This window comes from Hominifimenecus sp. rT4P-3, from assembly GCF_051055405.1.
GTDB lineage: Bacteria > Bacillota > Clostridia > Lachnospirales > Lachnospiraceae > Pseudolachnospira.
Genome location: NZ_CP167068.1, coordinates 734637 through 753783, shown reverse-complemented (window position 1 = coordinate 753783; position 19147 = coordinate 734637). Strand labels below are relative to the sequence as shown.

Annotated in this window: 17 protein-coding genes; 2 read left to right on the top strand and 15 right to left on the bottom strand. The window is 48.3% G+C overall.

The genetic code is table 11. The features are described 5' to 3' along the window. Position 1: 1 nt before the first annotated feature. From ACCC71_RS03615 to ACCC71_RS03600, 4 genes are all read right to left on the bottom strand, one after another. On the bottom strand, positions 2-961 hold the full coding sequence (locus ACCC71_RS03615) for an ABC transporter permease (protein WP_434311070.1): 960 nt from the start codon (positions 959-961) through the stop codon (positions 2-4). 259 nt (positions 962-1220) lie between these two features. Then, positions 1221-2867: an ABC transporter substrate-binding protein gene (locus ACCC71_RS03610; protein ID WP_434311069.1), complete on the bottom strand. Its 1647-nt coding sequence runs from the start codon at positions 2865-2867 to the stop codon at positions 1221-1223. Positions 2868-2895: 28 nt separating this feature from the next. Next, positions 2896-4503 (bottom strand): acyl CoA:acetate/3-ketoacid CoA transferase, encoded by a 1608-nt coding sequence (locus ACCC71_RS03605; protein ID WP_434311068.1) that lies wholly within the window; start codon positions 4501-4503, stop codon positions 2896-2898. A 27-nt stretch (positions 4504-4530) separates the two neighbouring features. Beyond that, a complete protein-coding gene (locus ACCC71_RS03600) occupies positions 4531-5328 on the bottom strand; it encodes an enoyl-CoA hydratase/isomerase family protein (RefSeq protein ID WP_434311067.1) in 798 nt (265 codons plus the stop codon). 388 nt (positions 5329-5716) lie between these two features. Between ACCC71_RS03600 and ACCC71_RS03595 the strand changes: the two genes are divergently transcribed. After that, positions 5717-6652, top strand: coding sequence for a LysR family transcriptional regulator (locus ACCC71_RS03595; RefSeq protein ID WP_434311066.1), 936 nt, complete (start codon positions 5717-5719; stop codon positions 6650-6652). A gap of 122 nt (positions 6653-6774) precedes the next feature. On the opposite strand, the gene ACCC71_RS03590 is transcribed toward ACCC71_RS03595, so the two are convergent. The 11 genes from ACCC71_RS03590 to aroD all read right to left on the bottom strand — a co-directional run bounded on the left by ACCC71_RS03590 (position 6775) and on the right by aroD (position 17867). Then, positions 6775-7707 (bottom strand): DUF6282 family protein, encoded by a 933-nt coding sequence (locus ACCC71_RS03590; protein WP_434311065.1) that lies wholly within the window; start codon positions 7705-7707, stop codon positions 6775-6777. 17 nt (positions 7708-7724) lie between these two features. Continuing rightward, complete coding sequence (locus ACCC71_RS03585; protein ID WP_434311064.1) at positions 7725-9008, bottom strand: TRAP transporter large permease; 1284 nt, start codon at positions 9006-9008, stop codon at positions 7725-7727. Further along, complete coding sequence (locus ACCC71_RS03580; protein ID WP_434311063.1) at positions 9008-9514, bottom strand: TRAP transporter small permease; 507 nt, start codon at positions 9512-9514, stop codon at positions 9008-9010. The genes ACCC71_RS03585 and ACCC71_RS03580 overlap by 1 nt, the downstream gene beginning before the upstream one ends. Positions 9515-9536: 22 nt before the next feature. After that, on the bottom strand, positions 9537-10652 hold the full coding sequence (locus ACCC71_RS03575) for a TRAP transporter substrate-binding protein (protein WP_434311062.1): 1116 nt from the start codon (positions 10650-10652) through the stop codon (positions 9537-9539). A gap of 294 nt (positions 10653-10946) precedes the next feature. Next, positions 10947-12020 (bottom strand): hypothetical protein, encoded by a 1074-nt coding sequence (locus ACCC71_RS03570; RefSeq protein WP_434311061.1) that lies wholly within the window; start codon positions 12018-12020, stop codon positions 10947-10949. 20 nt (positions 12021-12040) lie between these two features. Then, positions 12041-12763, bottom strand: coding sequence for a sulfite exporter TauE/SafE family protein (locus ACCC71_RS03565; protein ID WP_434311060.1), 723 nt, complete (start codon positions 12761-12763; stop codon positions 12041-12043). 138 nt (positions 12764-12901) lie between these two features. Beyond that, positions 12902-13738 carry an amidohydrolase family protein gene (locus ACCC71_RS03560; RefSeq protein WP_434311059.1) on the bottom strand — a complete coding sequence of 279 codons (837 nt, stop codon included), beginning with the start codon at positions 13736-13738 and terminating at the stop codon, positions 12902-12904. 19 nt (positions 13739-13757) lie between these two features. Further along, positions 13758-15263, bottom strand: a complete 1506-nt coding sequence (locus ACCC71_RS03555; protein ID WP_434311058.1) for a tripartite tricarboxylate transporter permease — start codon at positions 15261-15263, stop codon at positions 13758-13760. 34 nt (positions 15264-15297) lie between these two features. Continuing rightward, positions 15298-15795, bottom strand: coding sequence for a tripartite tricarboxylate transporter TctB family protein (locus ACCC71_RS03550; protein WP_434311057.1), 498 nt, complete (start codon positions 15793-15795; stop codon positions 15298-15300). A 154-nt stretch (positions 15796-15949) separates the two neighbouring features. Beyond that, positions 15950-17065, bottom strand: a complete 1116-nt coding sequence (locus tag ACCC71_RS03545) for a tripartite tricarboxylate transporter substrate binding protein (protein ID WP_434311056.1) — start codon at positions 17063-17065, stop codon at positions 15950-15952. Positions 17066-17096: 31 nt separating this feature from the next. Continuing rightward, positions 17097-17867 (bottom strand): type I 3-dehydroquinate dehydratase, encoded by a 771-nt coding sequence (gene aroD, locus ACCC71_RS03540; protein WP_434311055.1) that lies wholly within the window; start codon positions 17865-17867, stop codon positions 17097-17099. Between the two features lie 165 nt (positions 17868-18032). Here aroD and ACCC71_RS03535 point away from each other — a divergent pair, with 165 nt between their 5' ends. Continuing rightward, the gene (locus ACCC71_RS03535) at positions 18033-18953 is read left to right on the top strand and encodes a LysR family transcriptional regulator (protein ID WP_434311054.1); all 921 of its coding nucleotides are present in this window, start codon (positions 18033-18035) and stop codon (positions 18951-18953) included. Positions 18954-19147: the final 194 nt, after the last annotated feature.

Below are 19147 nucleotides of genomic sequence, written 5' to 3'. Positions count from 1 at the left end.
TCTACGCTCCTTTCTTTACGGATTTTTTCTTGCTGGTATACATGGAACGCAGACGAGGATCCACAACCGTGTACAAGATATCGGTCAAAAGGATCATCACGCTATATACGGCCGAGATAAGGAGAACGCCGCCCTGTACGACAGGGAAATCGCGGTTTCCTAAAGACTCGATCAGGAACTTTCCTAAGCCTGGAACGGCAAAGATCTGCTCAATAACCATCGCTCCGCCCAGAAGGTGTCCCAGCATCGTACCCAAATTCGTTATTACAGGAATCAAAGCGTTTTTCAGCATATGATGATACACTACCCGCTTCTCCCGCAGTCCCTTAGCTCGGGCTGTCGATATGTAATCCTGCCTTGTCACATCCAACATACTGGCACGGGTTGTTTTCATAAGACTGGCGATCTGGAAGGCGCCGTGGGTGACGCAGGGCATAATCCAATATACCGGTCCATACCAGCCAGATACCGGCAGAATCGCCAGTTTACAGGCCAAGACCAGAATCAGCATCAACCCTAGCCAAAAGCCAGGAACCGCCATAAAAATCATTGCAATCGAAGTCAAAACAGTATCTGCCCAGGTTCCTCGCCGAATAGCAGAAATGATACCCAGAGGAATACCAACCAATAAGGTCAGACAAAAAACTACCAGGGCAAAATTGATCGTGGTCACAAAACGGGTTAAAATTTCTTTTGCCACCGGTTCATTGCTCTTATAAGAGGTTCCAAAATCACCGTGCAGCACAATGTCCCTTAAATATTCGCCCCAACGAACCACCAGAGGCCGATTTAATCCCATTTCTTCTCTGAGATTCTCTACCGCTTCCGCCGTAGCTGTCTCTCCTAAAATCTGTCTAGCCGGATCACCGGGAGCCAGATCCAGGAGAATAAAAATCAAAAGAGATACGCCTAGCAGCACGCCCAGTGCCATAAAAAGGCGCTTGATAATATATTTTCCCATACGGATTCTCTCCTTTTCCAGAGGGTAACGGAGATGCGCCGCTTACACGGTATCTCCATAGATAAAAAACGATTTACTTCTTTCGTAGAAGGAAACAAAGTATGTGTCCCTATCGAACAAAAAGGACTGCCTGGAAATACACGTTTCCGGGCAGTCCAGCCGCTCTTCGCCTCAAAAGGCTTTCCGCGTCCACGCAAGCCTATGGCAAGCTAGACTTGCGTGAACGTTTTATCTAGTGGTAAATTCTTACTGGTAAATACTATTTAAAGCTAATATTCTCAAAGTGAGGCTGTACGCCGGCGCCCCAATATCCTTCGATATCCGTGCTCTGTACCATGTAAACGGACTGGTCAGCAATCGGAACCTCCCAGATGGTGCTGAAGTACAGTTCCTGCATCTGCTTGTAAACCGCCAGACGCTCTTCCTCAGTGCCAAGGCACTCAGAGGATTCCAGAAGCTCTGTGTACTGAACTGCGATCGGATCTTTGTCATTGTTATACTTGTTGGAGCCGCCTACGTTGCGGATGCTGGTTCCAAAGGTCAAAGCGCTGGAAGGATCTCCGTTCTGGTTATACGTAGCAAAAGCCAATCCCCAGTTCTCTGTCGGAATCAATTCGTTCAGAGCAGCGCTCTCGTACATATCGATGGTAACCGTAATGCCGATTTCCGCCAGATAAGCCTGCACCAATTCCGCCGTGGTCTTCTGCAGCGTATTGTTCTCAATCGCAAAGGAGCAGGTAAAGCCATCTGCATAGCCAGCCTCTTGCATCAGCGATTTTGCTTTCTCCAAATCGTACTCATAAGGATAATTGTTCAGGTACTCCTCGTTGAAACCAAATACATCGACAGAGATGCAGCTCCAAGCCTGAGAACCAACGCCTTCATAAGCTACGTCAAAGATTTCTTTCCGGTTGATCGCATAGTTGACAGCCTGGCGAACACGCACGTCCGTAAAGTAAGGATTGTGCTGGTTCATACCAATGGCGTTATGAGCCATCTTGGCATCGTCAGACGCGATGATGTTCTCATAGTTTCCAGCCTGCACGTCAGACAGATCGGAAGCAGCGGTATTGTTGCTGATCTGAGCGTTGCCTGTCTGAACTTCCATGAAAGCAGTGGAAGCCTCGCCGATAAAACGCATGGTCATGCCGTCCAGTTTCGCTTTCTCACCCCAGTAATTGTCGTTGCGGCGATAGGAAACATGGTCATCCTTCTCATATTCGGTTACGATGAAAGGACCGGTACCGCAGGCAACCAATTCATTTCCATCTGCATCTTTGGTGTTGGTTCCCTCTTCAAAGCTCTTGCAGTACATGAACAGGTCAGAGCTGCGGTGCTCGAAAACGCCCATCTTCCGGGTCAGACCAAAATGAACGGTCAGTTCGTCTACAGCTTCTACATTTTCATAATCAATGTAGTTGTAGTTGGGGCCAGCCGGACCAGCAGCCAGTTTGCTCATGGTGTATACTACGTCGGCAGAGGTGAATTTGTCCCCATTGTGCCAGGTCACGCCGTCTCTTAAATGTACGGTGATTCCCATCAGGTCATCGTCGTACTCAAAAGACTCTGCTAAAACGCCTTCCAGTTTCAAATTGGCATCGTACTGCCACAGGGTCTGCAGGAAAGGTCCCACCTGAGCCTTGCCCCAACGATTGATGGCCGCCGTATACATATCCAGGCTTCCATTATCTCTCGTGGAAATAGCCGTCAGCCAATTATCTTTTTTGGCCTGACTGTCCGAACCGCCTGGCTGCTCGCCAGCAGTAGGCTGTGCAGCGGTCTCTCCGCTCGCCTGAGTGTTTGCTGCCTGAGTGTCTGTCGGCTTTTCTTCGCCTCCGCAAGCGGCCATGGACACCAGCATACAAGCCGATAGTAACGTGGCTACAATTTTCTTGTACGCTTTCATACTTCTTCCTCCTTTTTGTGTTGTGGGTTTATGCAAAATCCTTACGGATTCCCATCACCTGTTCTTGGAAAATACGAGGATCCATTTCTTTTAGATCCTTGCTGATTAAAGGTTTGAAATCCATCAGCGGAAGAATCTGTGTCTCCACATCGATGCCCGGAGCCACTTCGATCAGTTCGACACCATCCTGGGTCAAACGGAAGACGCAGCGCTCGGTGATGTAGAGAACCGGCTTATTCTGCCGTTTTGCCACTTTGCCGCTGAATGTAATCTCATCTACATTTTTCACGAACTTACGGAACCGTCCTTCCTGTAAAATATGGACTTTTCCATCGCGTATTTCTACTTTCAATCCGCCGGAGGTCATGGTGCCTCCAAAGACGATCTTCTTACTGTTGGCAGAAATATTCACAAATCCGCCGGTTCCCATGATCTTACCAGCCAGTCGGTGAACATTGACATTTCCCTCCTCATCCAACTGAGCAAAGCTAAGGAATGCCATATCCAGACCGCCGCCATCATAGAAAGCAAACTGATCCGGCATCGGAATAACCGCGCGCATGTTCCGGAAGATACCAAAATTGCTTCCTTCCGGCGGCCCTGCTACGCCTCCGACTGTACCGCACTCTGTGGTCAGCGTAAACTGATCGCTGATCCCTTCTTCCTGAGCCACCGCGCTGAGAGCCGTCTGAACGCCGACGCCAACGTTTCCAACCACACCGGGACGGATTTCCAACAAGCTCCGGCGGCAGATCGCCTTCCGCTCCGTCAAAGGCAGAGGGGGCATATCAGCCGGGATCGTCGGGAAATCGCAGGACGCATGACGATCGGTCGGCACGCCTTCCAAGCTATAGGACTGCCACTGATTCGGCTCTACCACAATCGCATCCACATAGATGCCAGGAATCTTTACGCTCTTTGGATTCAGGCAGCCGGACTTTGTCATCCGCTGTACCTGAACGATGACCACGCCGCCATTGTTGTGTACTGCCTGGGCAACTGCCATTTCATCCAAGAAGGAAGCGCCGATTTCATCTTCCATGGTTACATAGCCTTCTTCATCCGCAGTGGTTCCCCGCAGTAAAGCGACCGTCGGCTGAATGGTCTTATAGAAAAGGAACTCTTCTCCATCGATCTCCATGACCTTTACGATATCTTCGGTGGTCTTTTCATTCAGCTTGCATCCTTTTTGACGAGGATCCTGGAAGGTGTGGAGGCCAACCCGGGAAATAACGCCCGGAGTCTTCGCTGCAGCGGCCCGCATCATCTGGCTCATAACGCCCATGGACAAATTATAGCCTTCAATTTCATTGTTATCAATCATACGGGCAATCTTCGGAGACTGGCCAATATGGCCGCCAACGGCCCGTTTGATCAAACCAGGGATAGCTAAAACAGAGAAGCCTCTGTCAGAATCCGGCTGACGATCTCCCACTCCATTCGGGAAGAAAATCGTTAAATCTTTCGGACTTTCCGTCTCACGATACCGTTTTGCTAAAGCCTGAAACAATGCGGCAGGCTCTCTAATTCCGGTGCTGGTTCCATCTAAGTAAACCACGCCGCCGTCAGGAATCATGGAAACCGCTTCCTCGGCAGTAAGTACCGGAACTTTATTCCCTTTCTTTTCTATACGCATAATGAACTTCCTTTCCGAGATCCGTAATTATTTATGAAACGCGTTGTCTTTGTTGAAGAAGTCGTTGGCTCCCGCCTTAAAATCTCCAGCAGCGCACAGATGGGTGTTGATTCTCTGCTGCTCCTTGAAATAAGGCTCCAGACGAGGTTTTCTCCAGCAAAGAGAAGCTTCCTTGATCGCTCTCGGACCAGAATATGGTTTGGAGGCAATGATCTCTGCCCATTCCATTGCTTTGCGGAACGCCGCATCGCCGGTCTTCTCTTCGTCGTCTACTACTGCGTTGACAACGCCATACGGCAGCCACTCTTCCGCCGTCATATCTTTTCTCGGCATCAGCATTACTTCCATGGCCTTCGCATTGCCCATCAGCTCGATCAGCTTTGCTACTCCGCCGGAACCAGGAATCGCGCCGAAGTTCACCTCGCTCATGCAAAGGATCGCATCCCGTCTGGCAATTCGCATATCGCAAGCCAACGCACGCTCGAAAGCTCCGCCATAAGCAGCGCCATCCAAAGCTGCGATGGTAGGCATCGGAAGATCCGTTACCCGCTCATAAACATTGGTATAACGGGGTACATTATAAGAGTTAATATCAATATTGGGCATCGCTTTTACGTCCGCGCCCGCGCCAAAGCACTTTCCTGTATTGCGGAAGATAACGACGCGCAGCTCTGGATTGTTCTTTGCCCAGGTGACTGCCTCGCCATACTGCTTCCGGTTTTCCTTTGTGGAGATATTTAAAGGCGGATCATTTAAATGGATGATACCGATCGCACCTTCCTGATAATATTCCACCAAACGTTTTTCCTTCTTTTCTTCTCCCATGATTTAATCCTCCAAAATCGTTCATGATTTTCCACATTTTTTTCCAAAACAAAAGGTGGGATCCGTCGCCTCTTGTCAGGTTAAACCAGTCCAGTTTTGATATTCTTCTTTTGTATTACTAATTTTATGAACTGTATTAACAGTTTAACATCCCAATTTTCATTTATCAAACACATGGTTTTTGTTTCAATACAAGTCCCAGCTTGTGATTATACCTTGACTTTTTTTCTTTTGTATGTTAATTTTTAACTAAGCATATTTACTTTCCTATGTTTTTGTTAATCGATGGTACTATTATTTCGTAAAAGTGAATGCTCTATGAACGTTTTATCTTATCTTTATGAAAAGTCTCCGTCGAGGTTTTTCCGACGGCATTCAGGAGTAAAATATGGATACCTATCACCCATCTTTGGATTATTTTTTAATTATTGCGAAACATTTAAATCTCACGAAAGCAGCTAAGGAAGTACATGTATCCCAGCAAAATCTCAGTATCTATCTAAAAAAACTGGAAGACTATTACCATGTACAGCTCTTTTCCCGCCGGCCAAATCTTCGTTTGACGCCGGCTGGAGAAGTATTGCTTCAGTCCGCGCTGCAAATTCAGCAAGTTTATTGCCAATTAGATCAGAAATTAAAACCATTTACCGAGGAAAAAAAGCAAGTCACTTTAGGCTGCTGCCGGGCAAAGCTTCCGGATGTTATGGGATATTTTCATATCTCTTCCTATCAAAAAAACCATCCGGATGTAGAAATAAAAATTATAGAAGATAATTCCACCGTTTTGGATCAGGAATTGACCGAATATCATCTGGATTTCTACATCGGCAATGCCAGCGGACTCTCGAAAGCAAGAGAATATTTTCTCCTGCAGATCTATCCTTATCGTTTAGCTGTCAGCCCGGAACTCTTGAAGCAATATTACGGGGATGAGGTAACCGCTGTCATCGCTCACTGGGAACAGGGAGTCATCCTGCGGGAAGTAACCAAACTTCCTTACATTTCTTCGCCCAGCGGCCATCTGCGCCACTCCATCGAGGAATATGCCGCCCTCCATCAATTTCATTTTCATTTGGCTGCGGAACACAGCAATCCGGATCGACGCATCCAAATGTGTTGTCATCGTTTGGGCTTTGTTATCACGGAAATCCCTGCCGAAGAATTGAAACAGATGGGCCTCCTTTCTTTTCCCATCGCCGAACCGGATATCACACTACCCCTTGCCTGCATTCGCCGAGCCGGGGAGGATATGCCGAACTATATGGAGGACTTCTGGAAGCTGATCCAGGAAAAGGAGGGGGAAAGAGAAGCTTTACCGCTCTGACCATAGGATAACAAAGCATACGCTTCCTGTCTAATACGGGATATTGATGCAAAGATATCGGTTTTACCTACAAGAAAAAGGCTTGAAGCTGCAATTTTAGCAGTTTCAAGCCTTCTTCTTTTTCATCCTTTGATCAAAAATCCCGGATTTTCCCGAACCATCCGGCCAATTTCTTCCACGGAAAAGCCATGCTCCAGGTAAGCCTCCACGTAAGCTTCCATGGCTTTTGCGGGACGAAGCATTTCCCGCTGTCCCGTATCGGAAGTCAGGAAGAAATGTTCCGCTCCGATTCGCCGCACGTAATCATAGGCCCGCTCTTCCTGGTAATCCCGCACATGGGAGAAATAGGTCTTCTCCAAATAAACTCCACGGCCGGCCAAATCCTCCAGCATATCATAGGGCGCTCTCGTATAGCGATTGTCCGGATGGGTGAAAATCATCTTTCTATGACCCATCCGCACGCCTTCCCGGCAAACCGCATAGCTTTCCTTGGGGCTTAGATGTCCGGTGGCAAGGCAGACGCCCGCCTCCTTGGTCATGGCAATCACGTCCCGCACCTCCGGCAGCACCTGCCCTCTTTCATCCAGAACGCAGATCCCTTTCCCTCCAGGCGGAGGGAGAAGACGCCGGGCCGGATTCCAGGGCGAGATCTCCACGCCCCCTTTTTCCGCTGCTTCAAGCGCGCTTCTCATATTTTCCGCACTATAGGTGGGAAACCAGATACAAGCCGCTCCCTGACAGATCGCATAGTCCACCGCATAGGGATTGATTCCCCCTACCGGAAGATTTAACGTCAAAGAAGAATAACAGTGGAACCCCGCAGAGGAGAATCGTTCTTGGCGATTCAGCGTCCAGCCCCGAAAAATCGTCGCGCTCTCCGTATTTTTCAGGCATATTCCAGAAAGCCCGGCCTGAAACGCTTCCTCCGCCACCTCTTCGTCGCTGATTCCAAACCCCTCCCCATCTGGTCCCAGAGAAGGGTTGCTGTGAATATGGATATCGTAAGCGCCGCGCAGCAACTCCCTTGCCGCCGCTTTTCTTGTCTCCTGTTCCATCCGATTTCCTTTCCGCCCTAACTCATCAGTGAAGGAAGCCACATAATCAGCCAAGGGTTCAACGCAATGATCACAATGGCAATGACCTCTACAATCAAAAACGGCATCACGCCCTTTACTACCTGTTCAAATTTCAAATCGGCAATGGCCGTCGCCGTAAACAGATTTACGCCAAAAGGAGGCGTAATCAATCCGATTACCAACACAATACAGAACAGACAGCCTAAGAACAACGGATCCCATCCGAGGGCCACGCCCGCCGGAATCAGCATGGGAGCCAGAATCAAAATGGCCGCCAACACGTCCAGGAAACAGCCCACGATCAGCAAAAGTACGATCAAAATGGCCAGATAACCATAGGGCGAAGATACATTGGATACAATCGCATTGGTGATCGCATTTGCCATCTTGGAGTTGGTCAAAATAAAGCTAAGTAAGTTTGCACAGCCGCAGATGAATACAGCCATAGCGGAGATCTTCATCGAAGAAATCACGATCTCCGGCAGTTCTTTGGGACGGATCTCCCGGTAAACGCCTACGCTTAAAATCAAACCATACACACAGGCTACCGCAGCAGCCTCTGTTGGCGTAAAGACGCCTCCATAAATTCCTCCCAGAATAATCAGCGGCATCAACAGCGTAGGGAAAGAACGAACTGTAGCTTTTCCAAAATTCCGGAAAGAGAACTTCGTTTTCGCCGCATTCCGCAGCGCCGGATTCTTTCTGGCCGTCACATAATTCACCACAATCAGCGCCAGAGCGATCAAAGCCCCCGGCAGGACTCCTCCCATAAACATATACGGGATAGAAACTCCCATAGTGCACCCATAGATGATCATCGGTGTGGAAGGGGGAATAATCGGTCCCAGAGCTCCCGCGCTGGTGACCAATCCGGTCGCCCGATGCTTTTCATATCCCTTTTCCACCATAGAAGGAATCATGATACTTCCGACTGCCGCTACTGTAGCCGGGCCAGAACCAGTCAGAGCCGCAAAGACCGCGCAGGTAACCACTGCGGCAGCCCCGAGGCCTCCGGTGAAACCGCCGGTCAGGGACTCACACCAATCCACCAGACGTTTGGAGATGCCTCCCCGATCCATCAGATTTCCTGCAAAAATAAACAGAGGAACCGCGATCAGCGGAAAAGAATCCAGCCCGTTCACCAGCTTTTGCGCAACTACCGTCAAGGGCTGCAGCTGCGTACAAAGGAGCGTCAATGTTCCACTGCCCAGAATCGCAAAGGCAATGGGGACTCCCAAAAACATCATCAATAGTAAACTTCCAAAAAGCAGTAAGCCCATTATACTTCCTCCTTTGCTGCCGGCTCTCCGCCGAGAAAATTCAAAATATGCCCGATGGAATAGAGGACAAAAAGCACGCCTCCCACCAGAACAGAGGAATAGACATACCGCATGGGCAGATGCAGCGCCGGGCTTTTCTGAACCGCCACTACCGGCATGAGGCGAATCCCCGCCACCACCAGCACACAGCCAATCGCCGCTACCAGCAGGTACGTCAGAATCTGAAGGATTCTACGAACCCCCGCAGGGAAACGGTCCAGGCAGACCGTCAACGTAGCATGGCCGAAGGTCCAGGTGCAGTACGCCGCTCCCAGCATATTTCCCCAGATAAAGGTGTATCTGGCTAGTTCATCGGTCCATACCAGGGAATTATTCAGTACATAACGGGTCACGACCTGTAAGATACAAGAACCAAACATGGCTGCAAAAAGAAGCACAATCAAAAAGCCAAGGATCCGATTCACACAGTTGCAGGCCTTTCCATAGCCTTCGGCCAATTTTTTCATTTCACACCCTCTCTTTTCCTTATTACTGGGCTGCCGCCGAAGCCGCCGCCATCAGATCCTGTACATAGGTGCCGCCGATGGACTTGGCATACTCGTCGTACATATCTTTGATCGCATCCTGGAAAGAAGCAAGATCGATCTCTTCCGTGCGAACCACCTTCATACCTTTTTCCTCGCAGCCCTGAATCCAGTTGGCTTCCTGTTCTTTCAGGAACTGACGCTCCTTGTCCGCCGCTTCCTTTACGACTTCCTGAATCAACTCCTGCAGTTCGGGGCTAAGGCCTTCAAACCACGCCAGATTTGCCACGTGATACTGGCCATTGTAGAACTGGTTGGTCAGAGAACAATAGTCCGCCATATCAAAAATGCTGCTTCCATATACGATACTGATCGGAACGTCAAATCCATCGATGGCGCCCTGCTGGAACGCAGTTAAAGTTTCAGACCAGGAAAGGGGAGACGGATTCGCGCCCCAAGCGGAATAAGCCTTCACATAGATCTCATTTTCCACCGAACGAACTTTCATTCCATTGAAATCTGCCGTAGCTTTGATTCCATGGCCATTGGTCACCATCTGACGGAAACCAGTTTCGCCCCAAGCCAGGCCTTTCACACCAACATCCTTCAGAGTGTCCCCGATGGCAGTTCCGGCAGGTCCGTCCAAAGCCGCCCAGGCAGCTTCCGAGCTGGGGAAGATAAACGGCAGGTCTACCGCCCGGAAAGCCGGTGCAAATTCCGAGATATTGGCAGCCGTCATGATGGCCATATCCACGGTTCCCATCATCACGCCTTCAAACATTTCCCGCTCGTTTCCGTACTGAGAGTTCGGATAAATTTCTACGGTTACCGCGCCGCCTGTCCGCTCTTCCAACATACTCTTGATCTGAAGTGCCGCATAGTGGTAAGGGTCCGTATCGCTCTCCTGAGACGTATGGGCCAGACGAATGGTAACCTGCTCATATTCGCCGCCCGCTTCCGAAGCCGCGGAAGTTTCCGCGCCGGCAGCCGTCGTGGCTTCCGTCGCCTCCGCCTTTGTCTCAGCGGCCGTTGTCTCCGGCTGCTTCAGAGCGCTGGAAGAACAGCCTGTCATGCTCAATCCGAGAATTCCACTTAGTAAAAGAACTCCAATTTTTTTCATACTTTTTTCCTTTCTTTTTTAATATTTAGTTATATTTAAAATCTATACAAATAATAATACCTTTTACCCCCCCCCTGTCTAACATTTCATTTTTGTTTTTCCACAAATTTCGACTTGTACATACTTCCCCTTTGTTACATCTTCCCCTTTTCTCCTCACACCCATTCACCGCCAAGCGCTTTTTATTCCATCAAGCAGGAAATTCCGCCCCCATTTCCTATAGAATAAAAAAGAATTTCGCAAAGCGAAATTCTTTTTCTTCGTTTTCACCATATCATTTTCAATTGTTAAAAGCTACTCTCCTTTTCTCTGTACCAGAGCGAAAAGTTCCTCTCCATCCCCTGGCAAAGGTACGATCAGCTGGTTTTTCAGATAAAAAGCAAGTCCCCCGCTCAATTTCTTCACTGCCAGAACGTCTCCCCAGGGAATCACCAGACAGTGAATATCTCCTAGAAATACCAATTCCTGTTCCGATACATAAAATTCTGCCTCTGTACCGGGACAAAAAGTAAGAACTTCTCTCACGCCCCGCTCTAAAGAAAGATTCAGCAAAAAACTAAAGGTACGAATATACGGAAAAAGCAAGATCAAGGCCGCTGCCGTGGCGAGGACTTTCCATCCCTGCTCCAAAGGCTGCGTCCAGAGGGCAAACAGCAAAACAGCGCCTCCAATCCGGATCAAAGCTTGTCCCCTCCAGGCAAATCCCATGGTGTAAGCTTTCCGATGCGCTTCTTTTAAGTCGCTCAAATAGCGTTCTTTCGTGTAATGATAGCGATACGGCTTCTTCCCCTCATTTTCCAAGGCTTCCCGCTTTTCCAGAATCGCCTCCCGATACTCTGCAAACTTTCGGTCCCGAATCTCCCGAATCAAATCTTCCGGAGAACCGTTCCCCTTCTCCTTCCAGGCGGATTCCGGAACCACGCAATAAAGCACATCGCCGGTCATCACCAGCAGCGCGTTCTTCCACTTCACTACCTGAGAAATCGAGGCAGCCGGCAATTTCCGCCGTACCTTGCCATATTGAAGAACGAGTTTATCCTCCTCCCAAGTTAAGGTATGCTTTTTTTCATATTCCGCATCCCACTGGCCGCCTTTCTTCATTCGGGCAAACAAAATCTTTGCCTTCTGGGGGGTAGGAAGATAGAGGATTCCATTCATGGCAAAAACAATTCCAGAAAGAATCACCAAAAAGATCGCTCTCGGCCCTGTAATCAGACCGGCAATGCAAAAACCGATTACGGCGAGGAACTGTCCAATCGTCAATACAAAAGCGGTAAAGCCCCCCAAAGGCGTCTGGATTTTTCGCCTTAGCAGATACAAAAGCGCCGACAGGTAGTCTTTTTCGGAAACAAAATAGGAAAGTCTCATAGCAATTATCCCTTCTTATTTTAAAGATTGCTGATAAAAGTCCAAAATCCGGAAATTCCCAGAAACAGATAAACAATCTTCTTCATTCGCTCCATGTCTATCCCCACTGAGATACGCATCCCGACGGCCTTTCCCAAAAATACGCCGACCACCCCGATTGCCGCCATGGGAAGCATGGATACATGAAAGGTACCGCTGTAGATTCGCATCCCCAAGGCAAATACACTGGTAAATAGAGAAAACACTTGCAGATTTCCGATATACTGTTCTTTGGTTTCTGAAATCAGTAAAAAATATAGCGCCATCGGCGGCCCGGAAATCCCGAAAAAGCCCTGAGACAAACCGGACAAGAGAGCGCAGATAGCGGCTGTCCACCCATTCGCCGTCAGTTTCAGATTTGGCGCCACAAAAGCAAAATAAATCGCCACCACAATCAAAAATAGGCCGAAATAAGGCTTTAGTACCGCCGCATGGATCCGGGCGGATATCGTAATCGCCAACGCCGCCGTCAACGCATAACAGAGAAACGGGACAGGAAACGAAGAAATTTTCACCTGCTTCCGGTATTTGATCGCAAAGGAGGTAATCAGGCAAAGGCTGATCACATTGGATATGGACGCCGCATGAGGAAGTGGAAAAAGATATGGCAGAAAAACCATAACAACAATCCCGCATCCAAAACCCGTCAATACATTGATAAGACCGCCAAAAGCTGCCGCCAAGAGAATTATTGCATATTCCATGTCTTTTGTCCACCTTTTCCTTGTGATTTTTTTAATAAAAGGGAGTTTCATAATAAAAGGGCGAAAGCCATTCCTTTTTCATCGCCTTCGCCCTTCTTTCTACTTGACTGCTTCTACGTTTCCTCTCCGCAGGCCGTTTTAAATCAAATTCAATGCCCGCGCCGCATTGTCATGGAAGTATTCCTGCCAGCAACGCTCTTCCACCCGCGCCTGGTTGTACTCGATCAGATCTTTAATCGAGTTGCTGGGATAACAAGAGCCAAAGATCATCTTGTCATGGAGATAATAATTCGCCGCCTCATAGTATCCATCGGAACCTGGAGTATGTACGCCGTAAACATCCGGAGAAATATACAAATTCGGACGTTTAAAGGAAATGTAGCACATCTCCGCCACGTAAGGCCAGCCTCCGTGGGTCAAAATGATATGCAGATCTGGGTACTTCAGGCAGACATTGTCGATCATCACTGGCTGATAGCAGCGGATCGTACGATTGCAGTTGCCGCCGTAGGGAAGCAGCAGCGGAATATTTTCCTTCTGGCACTTCTCGAAAATCGGCTCAAAACGAGCGTCATCCAAAGGCGTCTCCGGATCAAAGTAGCCAGGTTCAAAGGTCATGCCCTGACAAGGACCGGAAACCGCATACTTGTCAATCTCGTACATGGTCTCTTCTACGGAAGCGTTTCCGTCGATGGCAGCCATGCCGATAAAGCGTCCCGGATAATCCTCCAGCAGCTTTACGATCTCATCGTTGTTCATATAATATGGCTTCCGCTTTCTGGCCGGTACCACGCCGATGATATTATATTCGTCCATTTCCTGTAACAAAAGCTCGACCGACTGCTGTTTCACAGACTCCGGAAGAGATACGTCCCAACGCCGGCAGTAATCCGCCGCACGCACCGGGTCGTTGTAGAGGGAGCCGCGAAGAAATCCTTCAATCGGGGGACGAAGATACATATCAATAATCTGCATTGTTATTGCCTCACTTTCACTATTTTGCTTTTTTTGTCTTTAACCCTGCAATGCCTCTTTTTACTGCCGGAACCTGATAAAGCGTCAACATCACGATCGACAGGAACAAGATCAGAGACAGCGGGCTGGTCACGATCTGCAGGAACAATTCCGGAATGCTAAGGAAAGCAGCATTCAGGGCTCTTCTTAGGTTTAACTCGATCAAAGAAGACAAAATCAGCCCCAAAATGATCGAACCGACCGGGAAATCATGACGTTTAAACAGATATCCAAAGAATCCAGAGATCAATACCACAAATACGTCGAATTCGGATTTATTGATCGCATAGCCGCCCACCACGCAGAGTACTACGATCAAGGGCAGAAGGATTTCTTTGGGAATTTCCGCAATTTTTGCAAAAATCTTAATACCGGATAGGGATACCGGCAAGAGGATAATATTACCGATCAGGATACAGGCGATGATCAGATAATACATATCCGGAGAATTGGTCATCAGTGTCGTTCCAGGTGTTACGCCATGGATATAGAGGGCAGAAATTAAAATCGCGCTGGTATTATCGCCCGGAATTCCCAAGGCCAGCATGGGCACATATGCTCCGCCCACCGCCGCGTTATTGGAACTTTCCGGAGCTACCAGGCCTTCGATCGCGCCCTCACCAAAAGGGACCTCCGGATTCTTTACATTTTTCTTCGCGTAGTTATAGGCCACGATGGAAGCGATATTTCCGCCTGTTCCAGGCAGCGCGCCGATAATTCCGCCGATGAGAGAACAACGAATCGTCAAAGGAAGATGCTTGATCGTCTCTTTCCAGTCTACTTTTAACTTATCCAGTTTCTGCTTTTTTACCGTTACGTTTTCCGGATCGCTGACCTGATTTAAGGACTCCGCAATACCAAACATACCGAAGCAAACCGCCACTGCCGCCAAACCGGAAGTCAACTCAATGGAACCAAAGGTAAATCGTTTCACAGCCGTCATCTGATCCATACCGATGGAGCCGAGAAACATTCCTAAAAATCCGCAAAACATCCCTTTGCTGTAGGATTTTCCCGTCATACCGCTTAAGAGAAAAATGCCAAGCAAAGACAGGAAGAAATAATCTCTTGCCGCAAAGAGCAGCGCAAACTTTGTCAAAAGCGGAGCGGCAAGGAGCAGCAAAAGAGCTCCGATGATGCCGCCGACTACCGACTGAACCGCCGTGGTGGTCAGCGCATGGGCTGCCTCGCCTTTCTGAGCCAGAGGGTATCCGTCAAAAGTGGTAGCGATGGATGCCGGCGTGCCCGGTACGTTTAACAAAATGGCCGAACGGGATCCGCCGTATACGCCGCCGATATGAGTACCCAGAATCGCCGCAATCGCAGGCATAGGCGACCAGGAAAAGGTAAATGAAATAATCAAAGAGGCCGCCATCGTAACGGAAATGCCCGGAATGGCTCCGGCATACATACCGAAAATCATACCGCCCGTCAGATACAACAGTAAGGACGGATTAAAAAATAATACCATCAAATGTTCAATCATTGGTTATCTCCTTATCTCCAATTAAAAACTCTGATTACGGCAACGGAATATTAAAAATCTTTTCGATGATCACATAAACGCAGACCAGCGTAAGCGCCGTCACGAATATCGTCATCTTTACCTTTTTCCCGCGGTACAGTCCCAACATGGATACCAGCATAAACAGGGCTGTGGAGATATAGAAACCGACGAAATGAAATAGAATTCCATAGCCGAGCATACAAGCCCCCAGAAAAACGGTTCTGGCAGGAAATTCTGCTTTTAAAGCTGCTAAAATCGTATTTCCCTTTTCTGTCTCTTCTTCTGCTTTGCTATCCTTCTTTGCTTTCTTCGCCCAGCGATAAGCTTCCAGCAAAGCGCCGATCATGGTAAGTACCATCAGACCAGACATCAAAAGGGGATACATACCCGCATCCGCCAGGCCAGGCCGCTTCATAAAAATTTGAAGAGAACCGATCAAAGCCGCCACACTGATAATCAGCATGAACAGAATCATCATATAGGACCGGGTACGGTCTGTCTTCTTATTCATTTTCATCCTCCAAGCTTAGAATTTCACAGAGCGCTTCTGATGACATAGGGACTGTCTAAAACGCCCCTAGGATATTGCCTGCGGACAACGGACCTCCCCTTTTGTCCGCAGGCAGCTTCTTCTCCTTATGATATCTGCTCTGGCAGACAAAGTCTTACTCTGCTAAACGCTCAATGCCGAGATCCGCCGGATTGATTTCCGTCGCGCCCACATCATACATGATGTAAGAAGCCATGGACTGATGGCGCTTCTCATATTCAATCGCCTCATCGCCGCTGATACCTAGGGGAGCATGTCCGTTATCCTCGATATACTGCTGGAATTCCGGAGTATTGTACGCCTGCAAGAACGCATCTTTCAGCTTATCTACAATCGCCTGCGGCGTATCCTTATGGACAGAAATCTGGAAGAAGTTTCCAAATCCGCTGTACTTCGCCAGTTCCGGATATGCTTCGGACAATTTCTCCGTCCCCTCCAAAATCGGAATATCATTATCAAACAACAGCGTGATCGGTTTCACATCGCCGGATTCTACATAGGACAGGCTCTGCTGCGTGTTGGTGATAAACGCATCTACATGGCCGCCCATCAGGGCTGTCATTGCATCTCCATTTCCTTCATACTGAACAATATTGAACTGTACGTCAAAATGCTTTGCAAACAGGGAGAACCACACTGCAGGCACGCTGCCAGCGCCAGTGATCGCTACCGTTACACGTCCTGGATTGGCCTTGGCATCGTCGATCAGATCCTGTAAGCAGTTGTATTTGGAATCTTTGTTTCCAATCAGATAAAATACTTTTCCGTAAGCCAAAAGTACTGGAATAAAATCATCGTAAGTAATATCGGACAGTTCCATTACGCCAAACAGGGAGACACTGTCCGTACCGCACAGCAGCGTATAACCATCCGGCTTCGAACTGTACACAAAATCTGTGCCAACCGCTCCGGAACCGCCGGCGCGGTCTACAACCGTAATGCTTCCGCCCAGGAACTGCTCTGCCAAGCCGCAAATCTTTACGGCATCGCTGAAAGTGCCCGAAGAGGTGCTGAACGTACTGACGCCGGTAATGGCCTGATTGGGGTAATCTCCCGCGTCCCCGCCTGCATTCTCACTTCCGGCAGCCTGGGTGCCTGCCGCCGTCCCAGCGCCCTGGGTACCTGCCGCAGTAGAATCCTTTCCGCCCTCCGAAGAACATCCAGCCAAGGTTCCCATGGCTAAAACTCCGGCCATAAAAAAGGCCAACGCTTTTTTCACTTTTCCATTCATTTTTCTTTTTCCTCCTTACTTCTTCCTTTTGTTAATGATCTAACTTTAAGCTCTTGCGAAGAGCTCTGACATCGTCAATATGAATCTGATGTGTCTTTCCAGTAGATACAAAAGTTCCGTCGGAGCCAAATACATCCCCACAAATACGAGACAGAGTCCCTTTCGGGCCTGCTGAGATCGATACAATCGGAGCATCTACGCCGGCCGTTCTGGCCTCAGCAATGGCTTTGCCGAGCCGGTCATTGTCCCCATACGTTTCCGCCACAAAGGACACTTTACAAACGTCCGCTCCCAATTCTACTTCTTTTTTCAAAAGAGAAATGATTTCCGCACTGTCCGGAGTATGCTGCAGATCATGGTAAGAAACCATCAAAGCCACGCCATATTTCTGACACTCTTCCTGGAGGCTTCGGATGTAAGCTTCGCCATAACGCATCTCTACATCTACCATATCGATGACTCCGCTGCGAATCAATGCAAGCAAAATCTCTTTTTTCTTCTCCGGTTTAATCTCCCGAACGCCGTTCTCTTCCTTATGTCTGGGAGTAGCCATCACAGCCCGATCTCCCACCGTCTCTCGAAGCGCCTTTGCCGCCTCTAATAAAATCGGGATGTTTTCTACTTCGTCAAAATAGTCGACCCTCCATTCTAAAATATCCGGGTCATAGGCTTCAAATTCTTTGGCTAAAGAAACCACTTCCTCCGTATCTTTTGCCGCAATTGGCATAATCAACGCTAAAGATCCGGAACCCAAAACCACATTCCGAAGCTTTACTGTTTTTCTGCAACAGCACTCTGCCATTATCGTTCACAACCTCCTCTGGTTATATTCTGAGTACTTGATCAAGATTCTTGACAATAGGATAGCATATTTGATAATATATGTATAATACGTAACTTTGATAATTTTAATAGTGTTTTTATTATAAACTCTTGGGATTTTATTTTCCCAAAAGGAGGCTTTCCCATGACCATCCGCTATCTTCGTATTTTTATTGCCGTGGTTGACTATCAGACCATGAACGCCGCCAGCAAAGCGCTGCACATTGCCCAGCCTTCCATCAGCCAGGCGATTGCTGAAATGGAGAACTACTACGGGATAAAACTGTTCGACCGTCTCTCGAAACGCCTGTACCTCACAGACAACGGACGGCGTCTTCTCCCTTACGCCCGCTATATTGTTTCCTCCTTTGATACCATGGAACTGGAACTAAAGCATGTAGCGGCCAAACCCCTTGTTCGTTTGGGCGCGACCATCGTTTTTAGTACTTGCTTCCTTCCAGAAATTGTAAAGCGTATGGAAGATGACTTCATGCAAATTGAACTGAATATTCGGGTCACCAACACAAAAACGGTGGAACAGATGATCCTAGACAGCGAACTGGACATCGGGATCGTGGAAGGAGTTATCTCCGACCCCAATATCATATGTACCCATTTGCTGACGGATCAGCTATGCTTAATTTGCAGCAAAAAGCACAAATTCTACGGCCAATCCATCACCATGGAGGACCTGCAGGGAGAATCGGTGATCTCCCGGGAAAGTTATAGCTACTTGACGAACTATCTTCTCCAGCTTGCAAAACAACATGGGGTTACTTATCGAGAAATTTGGCGATGCTCCGGAAATGAAGCCATCCTGTCCGCGGTCCGCAGCGGCCATGGCGTCACCATTGCATCCTCGATTCTGGTAGCCGATGAATTAAACTCCGGCGAATTTTATGCAATTCCGATTAAAGACGTCACACTGCTCCGAGAATTTTCCATCGTCTATCACAAGAATAAATTCATCTATCCGGCTTTAACAGAAACGATTGAGATGTGTCAAAGATATGTACAGGAAGTAATCAAACGGGAACAGGAAACCACCCACTTTATCCTCCCCTAGACGAGCTTTTATAAGCGCCGCCGCCTTCGTAAAGATTCCGACACGCCCAGTCAAAAGACCTTGGGATAAAAAGTATCGGATAGATTGTATTTGCAGGAGCGTTAGTACTTCTTAGATTCCGAGAATTTGTGTTATGAGCAAAAATAAGACTGTTTGAGCGCAGCGAGTTTCTTATTTTTGCGAATGCTTTTCAC